Annotated in this window: 11 protein-coding genes; 5 read left to right on the top strand and 6 right to left on the bottom strand. The window is 68.9% G+C overall.

Translation table 11 applies throughout. The annotated features are described in order from the left end of the window. Window positions 1-4: 4 nt before the first annotated feature. Window positions 5-835 carry a helix-turn-helix domain-containing protein gene (locus AQJ67_RS14515; protein WP_062719120.1) on the top strand — a complete coding sequence of 277 codons (831 nt, stop codon included), beginning with the start codon at window positions 5-7 and terminating at the stop codon, window positions 833-835. Beyond that, window positions 832-1038 carry a DUF397 domain-containing protein gene (locus AQJ67_RS14520; protein ID WP_062719121.1) on the top strand — a complete coding sequence of 69 codons (207 nt, stop codon included), beginning with the start codon at window positions 832-834 and terminating at the stop codon, window positions 1036-1038. The genes AQJ67_RS14515 and AQJ67_RS14520 overlap by 4 nt, the downstream gene beginning before the upstream one ends. A 52-nt stretch (window positions 1039-1090) precedes the next feature. Here AQJ67_RS14520 and AQJ67_RS14525 read toward each other — a convergent pair whose 3' ends face one another. The 6 genes from AQJ67_RS14525 to AQJ67_RS14550 form a co-directional block, all read right to left on the bottom strand. Then, window positions 1091-1729: a hypothetical protein gene (locus AQJ67_RS14525; RefSeq protein WP_244190456.1), complete on the bottom strand. Its 639-nt coding sequence runs from the start codon at window positions 1727-1729 to the stop codon at window positions 1091-1093. Further along, the gene (locus AQJ67_RS14530; protein WP_062719123.1) at window positions 1726-2952 is read right to left on the bottom strand and encodes an AAA family ATPase; all 1227 of its coding nucleotides are present in this window, start codon (window positions 2950-2952) and stop codon (window positions 1726-1728) included. The genes AQJ67_RS14525 and AQJ67_RS14530 overlap by 4 nt, the downstream gene beginning before the upstream one ends. A 10-nt stretch (window positions 2953-2962) precedes the next feature. Further along, on the bottom strand, window positions 2963-8077 hold the full coding sequence (locus tag AQJ67_RS14535) for a DNA methyltransferase family protein (protein WP_062719124.1): 5115 nt from the start codon (window positions 8075-8077) through the stop codon (window positions 2963-2965). A gap of 40 nt (window positions 8078-8117) precedes the next feature. Continuing rightward, on the bottom strand, window positions 8118-10946 hold the full coding sequence (locus AQJ67_RS14540; RefSeq protein ID WP_062719125.1) for a DEAD/DEAH box helicase: 2829 nt from the start codon (window positions 10944-10946) through the stop codon (window positions 8118-8120). Window positions 10947-11004: 58 nt separating this feature from the next. Continuing rightward, window positions 11005-12153, bottom strand: a complete 1149-nt coding sequence (locus tag AQJ67_RS14545; protein WP_062719126.1) for a serine/threonine-protein kinase — start codon at window positions 12151-12153, stop codon at window positions 11005-11007. Window positions 12154-12247: 94 nt separating this feature from the next. Then, window positions 12248-12874, bottom strand: a complete 627-nt coding sequence (locus tag AQJ67_RS14550) for a hypothetical protein (RefSeq protein WP_062719127.1) — start codon at window positions 12872-12874, stop codon at window positions 12248-12250. 37 nt (window positions 12875-12911) lie between these two features. On the opposite strand from AQJ67_RS14550, the gene AQJ67_RS14555 reads away from it, so the two are divergent. From AQJ67_RS14555 to AQJ67_RS14565, 3 genes are all read left to right on the top strand, one after another. After that, entirely contained in the window at window positions 12912-14843 is a 1932-nt protein-coding gene (locus AQJ67_RS14555) for a toll/interleukin-1 receptor domain-containing protein (protein ID WP_062719128.1), read from the top strand. Between the two features lie 82 nt (window positions 14844-14925). Further along, window positions 14926-15744: a nucleotidyltransferase domain-containing protein gene (locus AQJ67_RS14560; protein WP_062719129.1), complete on the top strand. Its 819-nt coding sequence runs from the start codon at window positions 14926-14928 to the stop codon at window positions 15742-15744. A 43-nt stretch (window positions 15745-15787) separates the two neighbouring features. Then, window positions 15788-16759 carry a serine/threonine-protein kinase gene (locus AQJ67_RS14565; protein ID WP_062719130.1) on the top strand — a complete coding sequence of 324 codons (972 nt, stop codon included), beginning with the start codon at window positions 15788-15790 and terminating at the stop codon, window positions 16757-16759. The last annotated feature ends 58 nt before the right edge of the window (window positions 16760-16817 follow it).

A 16817-nucleotide genomic window follows, 5' to 3' on the forward strand; every position in this document is an offset into this window, starting at 1 on the left:
CGGCGTGAGCGACGAGGTTCAGCAGCCGGAGTACGAGTTCGGGACGGGCATTCTTTGCGTGTTCGGGCGGCAGTTGAAGCTGTTCCGGGAACGGGCGGGGATGGACCGGGTGAAGTTCGGTTCGCTGACGGGGTATTCGGCCTCGACCATCGCGGCGTTCGAGCAGGGGAGGCGGATTCCGCCGCCGAAGTTCATCGACCAGGCGGATGAAGTGGTGGGTGCGGGTGGGGTGTTGAGCGCGAGTAAGGAGGAGGTGGCTCGGGCTCAGTATCCGGCGTTCTTTCGGGATGCGGCCAAGTTGGAGGCCGAGGCGGTTGAGCTGCATGTGTATGACACCCAGCTGATCAACGGGTTGCTGCAGACGGAGGACTACGCGCGAGCGGTGTTCGAGATGTGGCAGCCGCTGCTGGATGAGGAGGTCATCGAGCAGCGTGTGGCCGCGCGGCTGGCTCGGCAGGAGATCTTCACCCGGCGTCCGGCGCCGCATCTCAGCTTCGTGATCGAGGAGGCTGTCCTGCTCCGGCCGATTGGCGGGGACGCTGTCTGGCGAGGCCAGTTGGAGCACCTCATGCTGATGGCCGAGAGGCGCAATGTGGTGATCCAGGTGATGCCACTCGCTCGGCTGGAACATGCGGGACTGGCTGGCCCGTTCACCTTGATGGAGAGCAAGGATGGGCGCAGGATCGCGTACACGGAGGTACAAGGCGACAGCCGCGTACACACGGAGCGTCCAAAGGTGCGAGGTCTTGAGCGTACGTACGGGATCCTTCGCGCACAGGCCCTCACTCCGACAGAATCGCTGGCGTTGATCGAGAAGTTGCTGGGAGAGAGATGAGCGGGGAAAAGGCCTGGCCGGACACTGATGGCCTGGCGTGGTTCAAGAGCAGTTACAGCGCTGGCGACGGGGGCCAGTGCGTCGAGGTAGCGGCCGGGATAGGCGCGGTTCACGTCCGTGACTCCAAGGACACGACCCGTACCGCACTGGCCGTTGAGCCCACGGCGTGGACCGCGTTCGTCGGGTTCGCGGCTCGCGGCTGACAAGTCCGGTGCCCTGCGGTCTACGTGAGGTGGACCGCAGGGCACCGGCATGTCACGGGCGAGGGGTCCAGCGGCCGAAGTCGGCTACTAAGTCGGCGTGTGAGCGGTTGTGGCCCACCGGCGCGGTGAGCAGGCCGTGCTTCGCGGCCGCTGCCGCGATCAGCGGGCCGTCGCTCTCCCGGAATGACGGCGACTTGAGCTCTCGCTTCAGCTTGCCCTTCGGGTCGTCGATCAGCCCCGTGTCCTTGCCGCGCAGTTGGGCGGGAATCTTCCACTTTGAGCGGACGCGCGGGAACGCCTCGGGGAAGAGGAGCAGCCACCCCTCGGACTCCCACGCGGCGAGGGCGTACGCGGAGTCGGCCGGGCACTGGCGGTTCAGCTCGGCGGCGATGGTCCTGCGAACGGCCCGATAGCGATCGTCGGCATAGCCGTCCAGGTCCTCGTGGACGGCGAAGGCGGCCAGCTGGCCCTTCTGCTGGAGGGCTTTGCCCCTCGCCTTGCCGACCAGCGCGCGCACGCTGCTCTCCAGGTCCCCGCCGGTCTTTTTCTTCAACCGGACGGGATCGTTGATCCGTACGATTCGGGAGTTTCCGAGGCCCGGATGATGGGCTCGGACCAACTCGGCGAGGATCTTGCAGTCGTTCTCGTCCTCACCGGCCAGAACGATCACCCCGCGTCCCGGCCTCGTCACATCTCACCTCCGGTGAGGTCGCCGCCGAGAACGCCGGAGAACCACAGGTCACCCAAGGGCTGGTCCCCGCTCTCCTCGACGATCGCCTCGACCTCCTCGACGGTCAGCGCGGGGATGAGGGACGCGCCCTCGTCATCGCGCTCGCAGATGACGATCTCCTCGGGCAGGAGTCGGTCGACCAGTGCCGGAGAGTGCGTGGCGACCAGGAACTGGCTACGGCTCGACGCCTCGCGCAGGCGTTTCACGATGAGGGCGAGAGCCTGGGGGTGCAGTCCGTGGTCGATCTCCTCGATGCAGGTCAGCGCCGGGGGGTTCGGGTCGTAGAGGAGGGCAAGCAGACCGAGGAGGCGGACGGTGCCGTACGAGGCGAAGGCGAGCGGCGTCGGCCGGCGCAGGCCGCTCTCCCGGAGCAGGACGGTGACCTGGTCGGAGGCGCCGCCAAAGGTCGCGAACTCGATGTCCTCCAGCTGCGGCAGGACAGTGCACGCATCGGCGACGAGGGAATCCCAGACCTCGTCGTCCGAGCGGAGGTGCATCAGGAACTCGGCAAGGTTGTCCGCCTGCGGGGACAGATCGACGAAGCGGTGTCGGCTTCGGCGCAGTCGGTAGGGCAGGCGGGCCGCCGCCACGTCCACGTCGAACACTCGGAAAGAGGACAGCTGTTGGGCGAACCTTGAGACCTCCTCGCCGCCGTCGGAACTCCCCAGGCGGGGGAGCGTCGACAGACCGCTGCTCAGCCGCTGGATGCCGAAGCTGCCGCTGTCGTCCTCCGTTCCCGCCTTTGTCGTGTCGACGACCTCAGCGGACTCGCCGGTGATGGTGATGCGCCGTCCTTTCCCCTGGGTTCGCTTGAAACGGAAGGACTCACTGCGCGAGAGACTTTCGGCACCAGACTTCAAGGCCCGGCGACGGATGGTGAGTTCGTACTCGTCGGGTGAGTTCTCGTTCGCGTGCGTGGTCCATGTCGCCTTGAGGCCGATTTTCAGCGTGGTGGGTGGCTTGGGGCCGCCCCAGAACGCGATTTCCCCGAAACCGTCGCGGGAGTCCAATGCGGGCTGGAGATCCGTACGGATGACGTCGGCGAGAAAGTCGAACACTTCGAGAAGGTTCGACTTGCCGCTCGCGTTCGGCCCGACGAGCACGGTCAATGGGCCCAGGGGGACGGTTACTTCGCGCAGGCTGCGGAAGTTCTCCACGTGCAGTTCGAGCAGGCGGCCAGGCATGCGGGGCAACCTATCGGTCGGTGCGGGGTGAGGGGGTTGGGGGCGTCCACCGGCCGAGGGCGATCTCCTCGTCCAGGCGGGCCTGGAAGTGGGCGTGCGCTGCGCGCATCTCGGCCTCGCGGTCGGCCTTGTAGAACGGGGCCTCGTAGCCGGCCGGGGGTGGGGTGTGTTCCGGGTCTTCGAGGTGGGCCATGAGGTCGAGGTAGTCCTGCTTGGTCTGGCCGTGGCCGTAGGTGTTGAAGTCGGCGGCGACTTTGCGGCCGTTGGCGTCGAACCAGGTTGCTGACTCGTAGTCGTACAGCTGGGGGTAGCGGGACTTGAAGATCGCGGCGAGTTGGTCGGCGGTGATGCCGAGCCATACGGCGACCAAGGCGTCGAGTTCTACGAGGGCGGCTCGGCGTTCGTGTTCTGTGCGGAGGGGGGTGGCGTATTCCCAGGTGGGGGTGAGGTTGGCGGCGAGGGGGTTCAGGGCGGGCCAATTGGGGTTGGCCCAGTCTTCGTAGCCTGACCAGCGGGGGTCGAAGAGTTCTGACCAGAGGGGGGCGTAGTGGGTGGTTAGGGCGTTCAGGCGGAGGGTGCGGAGGAGTAGGGCCGGCGCTAGTGGGTGCTTTGGATTGGGAGCCGGCATCTTGTGTGCCTCGGCAACACGTAGGTCAGATCGGCCAGTAATGCGGAGTAGATAGTCCAAGGGCAATGCCGCCCAGAACCCGGCATTGAGAGCGGTGAGCTGATTGTTCTCCAAGGCCATCGACTGCACGGTGTTCACGTGCGCAGGGCCAGGTGGGATGAGAGCAGCATGAAGGCAACGACTGCTGTCGAACGGGATCATCCGCCGCCAGGCCAACCGGAAGTACGTGGTGAACGCACTGCCGAGCCATGAGTCCTGGGCCGCAAGGTACGTAGCCTCATCGGTAGCCCGCACGAGGTTGGTCACCGGGACACGGGTCTCGGACAGCTCCGTCGGCGTGAGCGAGTCCCAGTCCCTGTTACTCCGACACGGGATCCTCGGCTCCTTCGAGAAAGGCAGTGCGGATGCGAAGTGCGGTCCTTGGAGGATGACATCCGCGAGATGAGGGACAGTCTGGTTGCCCCAACGGATCAGCCCATCCCTCCTGGAACCACTCTCCTCGTATCCCCTTGAGATCATCGGGCGGTATTCGTTCAGATTGCTGTTGTAGGCAGCCAGCGCCTCGATCGCTCCTTGCTCGCTAACAAGTAGCGGGTACAGCAGAGGAGTCTGGGACACTTCCCCCGTTGAGCCCGTCAGAGCTTGCCAACTGGCAAGCCGCGTTGCCTCCACATGCACCACACGTTCGCGATGCGGCCGGATGTCCCACGAACTCTTGTGCTTGATACCGGGGGTTGCTCCTCGTCCGTCGTGGCTGAGTGAATCGGGCAGGACGTCGGCCCCGCGGAGCTCACTGACATGGAGGAAGTTGGGTTCCTGCGGCGTGCCGTAGATGTGCATCCCGAATTCCGCAGACCGGTTCAAGTCTTCGAAGGCCCAGTTCGCAGAATTCACGAAGTGGGCGTGCACTCGCAGATGCCGGTACGTGGCAGCTCGGATGACACCCTCGTGCACACCACCGAAGTGGGTGTCCGGATGGATCAAGCCCGCGTTTCCGTGCGGTCCGATGTGCTGCCAGACTTGAGCCATGAAGGCGCGGTAGAAGTCCCCCTGGGTGCCCGCAAGCTGCGGATATGTTGTTGGGCTGGCCAGCGTGGCAGCGGTCCCTGCGTGGACGGCCAGTGCGTTGAGGAGAAGGCCCTGACCACGTGCGTCGAGTGCTTCTTCCTTGCGGAGCCGCCACTCCTCCGCACTCGGCTTCTCCGCCAGAACAAACCACGGCTCCAGCTCCGCCAGAACCACATCCTCCTGCCACCTCGGCCGAACCCAAGGCGGATTCCCCACCTGCAAATCAAACCCACCCGCCCGCGCAAACACCTGCGCGAACTCCAACTCCCAATGAAAGAACCCCTGCTGCCCCGCAATATCCCGAGCAACCCCCGCCCACGGATACCGCCCCTCAAGATGATGAGCCAGATCCATCCCCATCAAATCCGGCAACGCATCCTCATACGGCTCAAGCTCATCCAGCCGCTCAAACTCAGACACCAATGAGTCCGCCGGAACATCCCGCCGCCCCAGCAACGACTCCGCGAAGTCCAGCCAGTCATCCAACTCGGCCAACGCCACAACGGCCCGCCGCTGCTCGCTCACCGCCTCCTTCCGCCGCCCGGCCCGCCGCTTGTCCAAGTCCTCCCGGGTCAGCGAGAGCTGCTTCGCCTCGACACCGAACCCCGGCAGCGCATCGGCCTCCCAGGCCATGAGCACGCCGTCGTCCTCAGCCCTTTCAGCCGCCCCCTCCGCGAGACCGGCGAACGCCCCGGACTCCTCAACAACCGCAGCAGCCCGCCGATACCCCTCGTCACTCCCGTCCAGCAGTCCAGCCCGCTGCACGGGCCAGAACCACAAGGCACACCACGCATCCATCAGCGTCTTGAGCCGCCAGTAAGGCGTGTCAACGGCCTCAAGATCCGCCAGTACGTCATCCCGCTGCACGGCAACCTCGGGAGCCCGCAGCCACCCCTCCTCCGCGCCCCAGACCTCGATCCGCCGCGAGATGTCCCGCTCGGAGATCTCCAGACGCCGTACGACAAGCCCCCACAGGTACTCGACCCGCCGAGCCAGCCCCTGCAACCGCTCCGTCTGCTTCTTGGACGGCGACTTGGTGATCGCCTTACGCCAGGCACCCAGCGCTTTGGCCTCCTCAGCGGCCAGCGCCTTCGCCTCCTTCTCCCCGGCGACCGCGCCCCACTCCTTCGCGGGCAGCAGGAAGTGATGAACCGCCCCTTCCGGAAGCCCCCGCCCCGGCGCCCCCGCCACCACCTCAGTCAGCGGAAAGCGCTCAGGCGTAGCCCCCAGCCAGCCACCCTTCTTCAACCTCTCGGCGGCATAGACCTCCCGCCGCCCCCCGATCAGCGAGTTACCCCGCCGCAGATGCAGCCCGAACCACGGCGCCTCCATCCCCGGATGCATCGTGTTCAGCCACAGCGACACCTCCGCCAGCTCCACAGCCGTCGAATTGAGGTCGACGCCATAGGAGTTGTGCAGCGCGATGTACGCCTTGACCTTCTGCAACTCGACGGCGTACTGCTCGGTGTCGACGGGCGCGCCCAGCTCGACGCCCCGCCGCCGCAGATACTCCGCCGCCACCTGATTGATGGCCTCGTTCAAGAACGCGCCCGACCCCAGCGCCGGCTCGCAGATCTTCCAGTCCAGCAGCTCGCGGGCCGGCGTAACCTCGCCGTCCTGGTCGAGCCGCTGCTGAAGCGCCAGCTGCACGGTCACCTTGGTCAGCGACTCGGGCGTGTAGTACGAAGCCGACGTCTGCCGGTCACGCCCCGACAGGCGGTACACGAACGACCCCGGCCGGTACCGGACCCGTACCTCCTCGCCCGTCTCCTCGTCCTTCCGCCGGACGAACACCGCGTCCGGGTACTCGTCCGCCTTCGACGCCGGAACCAGCCACGACCCGTCCTTCGAGTACCCGCCCTTGGCGACCTCGTACAGCTCCTCGCCCGCCACAAAGCCGGAGTAGGACATCAACCCCTCGTACACGGCGCCGAGTTGATTGATGCCGAGCTGGGCGTACGAGATGAAGCCCCCGCGCTCGCCCTTCCTGCCGCGCGTGAGCATCAGCAGCCGCAGCACGCGGTACAGGGTCGCGTTGCGCAGACGCGTGTCCACGTACCGCGCCTCGCCGGTCTCGTCCTCGTCGAAGCGCGGGTCGGTCACCGACCGGCGTCCGATCAGCCGGATAGACCCCGCCTCGAACAGCTTGGAGTGCAGCGGCTCGAAGCGCAGACCGACGTCCTCCGAACCAGAGGACTCCGCCGGCACGCCGCCGTGGGTCCGACGGGGCCGGTAGCCCTCCTGGACCATCCGGAAGAGCAGGTCCAGCGAGTCGTACAGGTACGTGCCCTCACGGGCCTTCTCGCCCACCAAGTCCCGCTCCGCCACCAGCTCGCCGAGCCGTCCGAGGCCGTAGCCCTGGTGGTACTCGGGGTAGTCCGACGGCAGGATGCCCAGCTCGGGGCGGGCCTCCGCGTACAACAGGAACAGGATCCGGTACAGGTAGCGCAGCGACTCCCGCGTCAACTGGCGTGACAGCTCCGGGAGTTCGGCGATCTCGTCCGGGCGGACGCCCGCGGCCCGGATCCGGTCCAGGACCTCGTTCGCGATCAGTTCCACCGACAGGCGCAGGCCGTCCCGCAGGTCGCTCGACACGCCCACCGCGTGCTTCGTCGACTTGTCGACCAGCCCGGCGAGGGGGTTCTCGCCGCCCTCCTCCGGTGTGCGGAGCGAGTCGGCGCCGAACAGGGCAGCCAGTGTGTCCAGTTCGCCGCCCGCGCGGCTGTCGTTGCGTTCCAGGGCCGAGTCCAGGGCGGCGGCGAGGTAGCGGCCCTCGCCCCACGCCGCCCGGTCGGCCAGTACGACCACGCCGCCGACCAGCAGCAGCACATACCGCGGGGCGTCCTCGCAGGCGAACAGGAATGACGCCAGCTTCGAGCCCGTCGTCACCTCGTTCGAGCCGTCGAGCGGCAGGCGGTGGAGGAGGCGGCCGGGACCGGACGGATCGAGGGCCGCGTCCGGTTCGGCCGCCCAGCCGCAGTCCAGGGCCACCAGACCGGGCTCGGCGTGGGCGACCTGGACCTCGTAGGTGTGGTCGGCGCGCTCGACGGTCAGGGTCTGTGGCTTGGCGTCGTAGCCGAGGGCCCGCAGGACGTGCGCGTTCAGCGCCGCCGCCCGCTCACGCCATGCGGGGGCGTCGTACGTCGTCGCGTCGTCCGGTTCGGCCGCCGCCTCCGCGAAGAACGCGCGCGCCTTGAAGTACGGGCGCCGCAGCTCACGCAGCCCGACGCGCGGGGTCACCGGCAACGCGTCCGCAGAGTCACCGGTGCCGCCGGCGTTCCCCAGGTCCTCGCCGTCCGCGCCGCGTACCGTCTCCTCCCGCTCCTTCCAGGCCGCGAGCAGCCCCGACTTGAGGTCCTTCGGGAAGACCTCGGCCAGGTAGTGCGCGGAGAAGTAGTCGCCGCGGTTGACGAGAGAGTCGTACGACATGACGGAAGGACCTCGGGGATCAGCGGGATCGGCGGCGGGATCAGCGGGTGTGGTCTAGGACGGCGAGAACCCGGAGCATCGGGCGGCCGGTGGTGAGGAGCGAGTCGGCCAGGTCGGCGAGATCGGACTTGGTGCGTTCGCCCGCCAGGGTCGGCTGTTCCCAGTCGCCCAGGCGGCGCTTGTAGTCGTCGATCGGGCCGGCCAGTGCCTTGTCCCACTCGCTGCTGTGGCGGCGCAGGAAGCGTTCGGCCGCCTCCAGGGCGCTGGGGATGCCCGAGCTCAGCAGGTCGAGGTCGTGGCGGTGCAGCGGGTTGGCCATGGTGGGGCCGATGCCCGCGCGGCGCAGTGTGCCGACCATGTCGTCGGTGACCTCGCCTCCGCTCACGGCCATCCACTTCACCACGGTCGGGCGGCCCAGCGCGTTGGAGTAGATGCCCTGGATCAGGTACGTCGGCGCTTCGACGTCCGCCGTGATGACGGGCGCCTCCTGACGGCCCAGGCGTACCAGCACCTTGTCCGTCAGCCACTCCACCACCGGGTGCAGATCGGTGAGGAGCGAGATCTCCGGCCAGCTGGACGAGGACGACTCCCTGGCGCGTACGAGGGAGAGGTCGGCGAGCTTGCGGTTCAGGGTCACCAACAGGCGTTCGTGCAGGCGCTGTTCACGACGGTAGTCCGGCGGGAGGGACTTCATGCGGTGGGTGAGGTCGGACGGCGGCTTGAAGGAGATCAGGCCCGTCTCGGGGTCCTGGTCCAGCTCCAGCTGCCGCTGCGGGTCCGGGAAGACCTCGCGGATCGCCTCGTCGATGAACTCCCGGGTTCCGGTGAACAGGCGCGGTACGTCGGCGGGGGCGGGCGGGGCGTCGCCGTCCTCCGTGTCGGTGCCGGACGCGTCCACCGCGCCGAAGAAGTCCGCCAGGAAGTCCGTGCCGGAGTCCTCGGCGGCGGCCGCCCGGGCCGTGTCCTCCAGGGACTCGTCGACCGTACGGCCGCGCAGCAGATCCTGGATCAGGGACTTCTCCTCCGCCTCCGCACGGTAGAGGCCGGAGACCGCCTCCGCCGTACCCAGGCTGCGGTGCGCCTCGTCCTCGCGCTCCAGCAGCCGCTCGGCCACCGTACGGTCGTCCTTCGCCCCGTCGACCTCGCTGGTGAGGATCAGCGCGCGGAACTGGGGCCGGTGCGCCTGGCCGTAGCGGTCGATGCGGCCGTTGCGCTGCTCGATGCGGATCAGGGACCAGGGCACGTCGTAGTGGATGAGCTGGTGGCACTGGCGGTGCAGGTTGACACCCTCGGAGGCCACGTCGCCCGTGAACAGCAGGCGTACGGGGGTGTCGGCCAGGCCGAAGTCCTCGACGCACTGCATCTGTTGTTCGTCGGAGAGGCCGCCGTGCATGACGCGCGCGGCCTCCTGGAGTGCCTTGCCCTTGAAGCCGAGGGCCGCCGGGACGGCTTTGCGCAGCCACTCCAGGGTCTGGACGCGTTCGGAGAACACGACCACGCGGGTGTCGCTCTTCGGGCCGACGCCGATCGCGCGCAGCTGCTCCACCAGCGCCTGGAACTTCGCCGAGTCCGTCTCCGACATCACGAAGCTGAGGTCGTTCAGGCGCCGGAGCGCGGCCAGCTCCGCCTCCGTCCCCGCGTCGTCCTTCGCCTTCAGGGTTCTGATGCGGGTGTCGACCGTCGAGGCGAGGGCCACGTGTGAGGACAGGAAGGACTTGAGGAGGGTGTAGGGGAACAGGCGGCTCTCGCTCACCGAGGACCTGTCCGGGTCTTCCGGGAGCCACACCTGCGCCAGCTCCTCGAAGATCTTCTCCTCGGCGGGGGTCGCGGCGCAGTGCACCGACGTGCTGGGACCCCGGTCCGCCCACTGCCCCTTCATCTGCTCGCGGACCTCGGGGCTGACCTTCGTACGCCGGATGAAGAGATGCTTGATGTCGTCCGCCGCGTACCGCTCGGGGTCGCGGATCGCGGCCGGGTCGAGGAGGGAGATCAGCTCGGCGAAGGAACGGGCGTCGCCGTTGTGCGGGGTCGCGGAGGCCAGGATCAGCGCGTCGGTCTGCGGGGCGAGGAGCCGGGCCAGCTGGTTGCGCAGGGAGCCGCGGTTGATGAGGTTGTGGGACTCGTCGATGACGACCGCGTCCCAGGTGATGCGCTCCAGGTGGTGCTTGTACTGGTCGGTGTTCTTGAGCGTGTCGATGGAGACGATGACCCGCTTGAAGTAGGTGAACGGGTTGCGCCCGGCCGGGATCTCGCGCTGGATGCGCTCGATGCCGACCGAGTCGAGGCGGATCAGCGGAATCGCGAAACGTGTCCACAGCTCGTGCTGGAACTGTTCGAGGACATGCTGCGGGGTGACGACCAGAATGCGCTCGCCCCGGCCACGGCGGATCAACTCCGCGAGAGTCAGACCGATTTCGAGGGTCTTGCCGAGCCCGACCACGTCCGCGATGAGCATGCGCGGCCGAAGGTTTCTGCCCGAGAGTGCCAACTGCGCGGGCCGGTGCTGGTACGGCAGCGAGTCGAGCAGGAAGCTGTCCGCCAGGGCCAGACCGCGCTCCGACTGGGGGAGGGGGGTCTTGCGCAGGATGGCTTCGAGGAAGAGGCGGCTGCGCCGGAAGTTCGCGGAGTCGTCGCACGTCAGCTTGGTCCGGCGCGGGTCCATCAGCTGGACGTCGTCGAGCTTCGTGAAGAAGACGGCTTCCTGGTCCCGTACGAACTCGGAGACGCCGACCGCCTCGATGCGGTCACCGTCGTGCTTGGTACGTCCTACGTTCCGTACGAGCCATTCCTCGTCACGGACCTCGATCTGCGAGCCGGGCGGGTACTTGGCGTCCACCGGGCTGGTGGTGCCGGCTTGCTCGACGGTCACGAGGGCTGCCTCCTGTAGGGCGGAACCCGGATGTCCCGGGACATCACGGTGCTTCGGGTCAGAACTTCGCACGCTGAGCGTAGGTTTCCCGCAGCTGTTGGGCCACACGCCTGGCCTGGGCGGAATGCCGGACCTGGGGAGCGCGTGCCGGTCGCCGGACGGCCACGGCGGGGTCCGCCTTCACGGTCGTCGGCGTGTGCGTGGCCGGGGAGACGGCCGGAGCCTTCGGTGCCGGCGTCACCTCCTGAGATTCCGACTCCTGAGGTTCCGACTCCTGAGGTGCGGGCTCCAGTGGTGCGGGCTCCAGTGGTGCGGATTCCTGTGGCGCGGTCGCCGCCGTGTAGGCCGTCAGCCTGCGGCGGGCTTGGGCGACCTTCAGGCCCTCCCCCTCGATCACGGCGCGGCACTGCTGGACGACGCTCTGCAGCGTGGGGCGGGCGGTCGCGTCATACGCGAGCATCGCCGTCAGCAGGGGTACCAGCTGCTCCGGGACACCGGTCAGGTCCGCTTGGGCCTCGGGCTTGGTGATCAGATGGAAGAGGGCATGGATGTTGTCGGCCTGGAAGGGATAGTGGCCGGTCGCCGCGTAGAGCAGGACGGCACCGAGTGCGTAGACGTCGACGGGCGCGAGGAGAGGCTTGACGCCGTTCGCCTGCTCCGGGGCCATGCAGGTAGGAGTGCCCATCACCGTGTTCGGGGCGGTGAGGGAGGCGCTGGACTCGGTGAACACGGCGAGGCCGAAGTCGATGATCTTCGGGCCGTTCGGGCCGAGGAGGATGTTGGCGGGCTTGAGGTCGCGGTGCAGCAGCCCCTGCTTGTGCACTCCGGAGAGAGCCTCGGCGAGTGTCGCGCCGAGCGAGGCCACGAGGACGGTCGGCAGCGGCCCGCAGGTGTTCACCTGCTTGCGCAGATCCGGTCCGTCGACGTACTCCGTGGCCAGCCAGGGCTGATCCGCGTCAGGGTCCGCGTCCATGAAGGCGGCTATGCGCGGGCCCCAGACCGTCTTGAGGACCTCGACCTCCTGGGCGAAGCGCAGCCGGGTCTCCGAGTCGACCACCGACGGCTTGATGACCTTGACCGCGGCGGGCTCGCCGCCCGGTGACTCGCCGAGATAGACCTGCCCCATCCCGCCGTGGCCGATCCGGCCGAGCAGTTCGAACTCTCCGAGCTCGGTCGGATCCTCAGGGCCAAGAGGCGCCGCGTTCACCTGGGTCTCGTCCCTTCGCCCTGGTCATCCGGTATGTGCAAGGCGTAACGGTAGTCGACTGAGGACGGGATCGTGACGGGTCGGGCAGCAGTGCTCAACCTTCACTGTCCCCCCTGGGCTCCGGGGGGGGGGTGTCCCCTTCCGGGCTGCCCGGCGACCGGGGTGCCCGTGGCGCGGGAAGGTCGATCAGATCGCTGACGTTCGCGACCTCCTGCAAGGTCCGCGCCAGCGACACCAGCGTCTCCCGTACGGCTGCGATCTCGCGGCGCAGGGCCTCGGCGTGCTCCCACTGCCGTTCGTGGACCACGGGATCGCGACCCGCGGGGCGCTGCGACTCGTACGCGGTCAGGCGGGGATGCCACTGTGCGAGGAGCGGGCGCAGGACGCGGTTGAGGACGGTGACGGCCAGGACGCCGAAGCTGACGTGGCCGGGGGCGAGGGGCGGGGCGACGTCGGGGCCGTAGCGGCGCAGGATCTCGCGGGTCGTGTTGAAGAAGGTGTAGAGGGACGACAGGGCTTCGCGCAGGAAGCCCTCGTCGGGGTCGAGTTCCTCGACGGACACACGAGTGACCAGTTCCAGGTACAGCTCCCAGGCCGCGCTGCGCTCCGCGTCGGCCGGTTCCCACATGCCGGATATCTCGCCGACGAACGGAATCGTGAGCTTGGCCGTGATCTGCGACGGACCGCCCGGTCGGCGTCGCCTGCGCTGCCTGTGTCCCATGATCGCCCTCCCGGTACCCACAGTAAGGTAAGTCGCCGTGTGGGACGTCTTCCTCAGCTACAGCCGCGGTGATGTGGAGCGGGTCCGTCCGCTGGCGCGGGCGCTGCGCGACGGCGGGCTGGAAGTGTTCACGGACGAGACCGGCGTCGAGTCCTTCGCCGGTATCAGCGCCACCATCCGGCGCGAACTGGGCCGTTCCAAGGCGCTGCTGGCGTTCTACTCCGCGGGCTACCCCGAGCGCGAGGCCTGCCAGTGGGAGCTGACCACCGCCTATCTGGCGGGACTTGGGGACGGCGATCCGCGGCGACGGGTCATGGTGGTCAATCCGGAGCCGGACGCGGACCACATCCACCCCGTCGAACTGCGCGACGCCCGACACGCCTCGGCGCAGGACATCCCCGCCCTCGTGGTCGACGTCCGCGCGCACGTGTCCCGCCTCGACGGCCCCATGACGATCGCCGAATCCGGCGTACGGCGCTGGCTTCTGGGCAGGCCGCAGCCGCGCCCCGACTTCCTGGGCCGCCTGTCCGAACTCTGGCAGGTCCACTCGGCCCTGCACGCCCACACCGCACCCCTCGTCACGGGCCGCGCCGCCGCGCACGCCGTGCAGATCCGGGGCATGGCGGGCATCGGCAAGACACTGCTGGCCCAGGAGTACGCCCTGCGCTTCGAGGCGGCCTACCCCGGCGGCGTGTGCTGGTTGGACGGGGAGGCGTACGACGAGTCGGTGGGCGCGCTCGGCGCGAACAGCCCGGGCGACCTCTTCGCGTACTTCGACGCCATCGGTGAACCGTTCCTGTGGATCGTCGACGCCGCCCCCGCCGACCGGCTCCACCTGCGGGAGACGGCCGCCATGGCAGCGCCACATCCGCTCGGCCACACCCTCTTCACCCTCCGCAGCCGCGCTTACGACACCCTCGGCATCCCGGTCGACCTGGGGCCGCTCGACGTTCCCCACGCGCGGGTGCTGGTCGGCGGTGACGAGGCCCTCGCCGACGCGGTCGAGGGCCACCCCCTGGCACTCGGCCTGCTGGGGCGTGCCGTCCGCGCCGGTCACCACGCCGGCACCCTCTACGAACGGCTGCACGCCCGGGGCAGGTCCCTCCTCGACTCCCTCGCCGACGAGGATGTGACGGGCCCTCTCGTACGGGATGTGGACACGGCGGACGCCGCCGATGTGCTGCGCTGTGCCGCCGCCCTGCATCCGCTGCCGTTCGCCGCCGACGACGTGGCACAGGTCCTCGCCACCGCCGACGGCGTCCCGCGGATCGTCGCCCGCAGGCGCGCGGCCAACGGCGTCCGCGAGCTGCTCGCCCGCAGCCTGGTGACCCCGACGGCCGACGAACACTGGTCCCTGCACCCCGTCACCCAGCATGCCTGGCACCACCACGACCCGGCCCCCGCTCGGACCGAGGCCCTCCGGCATGCCGCCCTGCGCACCCTGTACGACCGCCGGGACGCCCGCGACCCGGTTACGCTGGCCTTCCCCGGCACCCGGAGGGAGGCACCGATGGCAGCGCACAGCGAGTCGGAACGAATGGCCGCCTACGATCTTCAGGTCGAGCTCGTCACCCGGATCGGAGTGCAGGAACTGGCACCGGGGACCGGGAGTCTGCGAGAGGCGTTGACCTCCCTCAAGTCCCTGATCGACTTCACGCGCGCGACGCTGCACACCTACAGCGTGAACCTGGAGCGCGGCTCGGTGAGCGGGGCGCCGACAGTCCAGAACCTCGCCTACGTCCTGATCAACGAGACGATCCGCCCGTTCACCAGCACATGGCATCCGCGCCTCGCGGCGTACGAGGCCCGCTGCCCGGTGGATGCGGCACCCCTGGATCACGAGGCGGCATGGCCGGACGCCGAGGCGATGCGAGCCGAACTGGCCGCGTTGCGCGGGCCGTTGACGCGGATCGTGGAAGGGCTGGGGGGTATTTCGGGGGCGGACTTCGGGGTGGCGGCGACCGGATGAGGGCCGGGTCGTAATTCGCGGGTCGTAATTCGCGGGTCGTAATTCGGTGGAGCCACGGCGGGCGACTCCATACGCTGCGCCCATGCCGGCTCATCCCGACCCCGCCTTCCTCACCCCCACCGCCGACCGCCTCGCCTCCCTCCCCACCGTCCAGGCCGTCGCCCTCGGCGGATCACGGGCGCAGGGGACCCACGGGCCGGACAGTGACTGGGATCTGGCCATCTACTACCGCGGCCCCTTTGATCCGGAGGATCTCCGTGCGGTCGGTTGGGAGGGTGAGGTGTCGGAGGTCGGGGGTTGGGGCGGGGGCGTGTTCAACGGGGGAGCGTGGCTGACGGTCGAGGGGCGGCAGGTGGACGTTCACTATCGCGATCTCGATGTCGTGGAGCGGGAGTTGGCGGAGGCGGAGGAAGGGCGGTTCCGGGTGGAGCCGTTGCTGTTCCATCTCGCGGGGATTCCCAGTTACCTGGTGGTGGCGGAGTTGGCGGTCAACCGGGTGCTGCGGGGCGAGTTGCCGAGGCCGGCCGCCTATCCGGAGCGGCTGCGTCGGACGGCGAGCGAGCGTTGGTACGGAACCGCCCGTGCCACCCTCGCGTATGCGCGTGCCAACCACGCACCGGCAGGCCGGCTCACCGAGGTCGCGGGTGCCCTCGCCACGGCTGCCGCGCAGACCGGGCACGCCGTGCTGGCGGCGCGCGGGGAATGGGTGACGAACGAGAAGCGGCTGCTGGAGCGGGCGGGGCTGCGGGGCGTGGACGGGGTCGTCGGAGCGTTGGGCGGTGCCTGCGGTGAGGCGCTCAGCTCGGCGGTCGGTGAAGCGGAGCGGCTCTTCGAGGGGGCGATGGAGCGGGCCGCGGCGTCCCTGGAGGGGTGTGGCCCCGCGAGCGTATCCGCTGGATAATTTGTCCATGTAAAGGGCGTTTGTCGGTGGGTGATGCGCGGCGATGGGTGCGGGACTGGTCGGGGAGCAGATCGCGGGCTACCAGGTGGAGTGCGAGCTCGGCCGTGGGGGCATGGCCGTGGTGTACCGCGCGAGGGATCTGCGTCTGGAACGTACGGTGGCGCTGAAGCTGCTGACCCCGGACATGGTCCGCAATGACACCTTCCGCCGCCGTTTCGCGCACGAGCAACGGGCGGCCGCGGCGCTCGACCACCCGCACATCGTGCCGATCTTCGAGGCCGGCGAGACGGAAGGCGTCCTGTACATCGCCATGCGGTACGTCCCGGGCCTGGACCTACGGGCCCTGCTCGACCGGGACGGCCCCTTGCCGGTCGCGACGGCGGTGCGAATCGCCGCACAGGTGGCGTCCGCCCTGGACGCGGCCCATGAACACGATCTGGTGCACCGGGATGTGAAACCCGGCAATGTGCTGGTGGCCCGGGGGACGGACAGTGACCACCCCGAGCACGTCTATCTCACGGACTTCGGGCTGACGAAGAAATCGCTGTCCCTGACCGGGCTCACGTCCGTGGGCGAGTTCGTCGGCACGCTCGACTATGTGGCCCCGGAGCAGATCGCCGGCCGTCCGGTGGACGGCAGGTGCGATCTGTACAGCCTCGCCTGCGTCGTCTACGAGACCCTCGCCGGCGGCCCGCCCTTCGAGCGGGACGACAGCATGGAACTGCTGTGGGCCCACCAGTACGACCAGCCGCCTGCCCTGAGCGAGAGGCGGCCGGGGACGCCGCCGGAGATGGACGAGGTCGTGGCCCGGGCCCTGGCCAAGGTGCCCGAGGATCGTTACGAGACCTGCCTGGACTTCGTGGCGGCCCTGCGCGGCTCGGCGCGGGGTGCCGAGCGGGAGCCGGAGTCGCAGGAGGCTCCGCATCCGCCGACCCAGGTGGACCGGGCCGCGGGGCCGCTGCCGCATCCGCCGCTGTGGGCCCGGCCCGTCTTCGATCGCCGGCCCGGTCGCTGACCGGCTGGCTGCGCCTTTTACCTCACCGTTTCGAGCCCGTCAAGTCCCGAGCCCTCGG

Source organism: Streptomyces caeruleatus, assembly GCF_001514235.1.
In the GTDB taxonomy this organism is placed as follows: Bacteria; Actinomycetota; Actinomycetes; order Streptomycetales; family Streptomycetaceae; genus Streptomyces; species Streptomyces caeruleatus.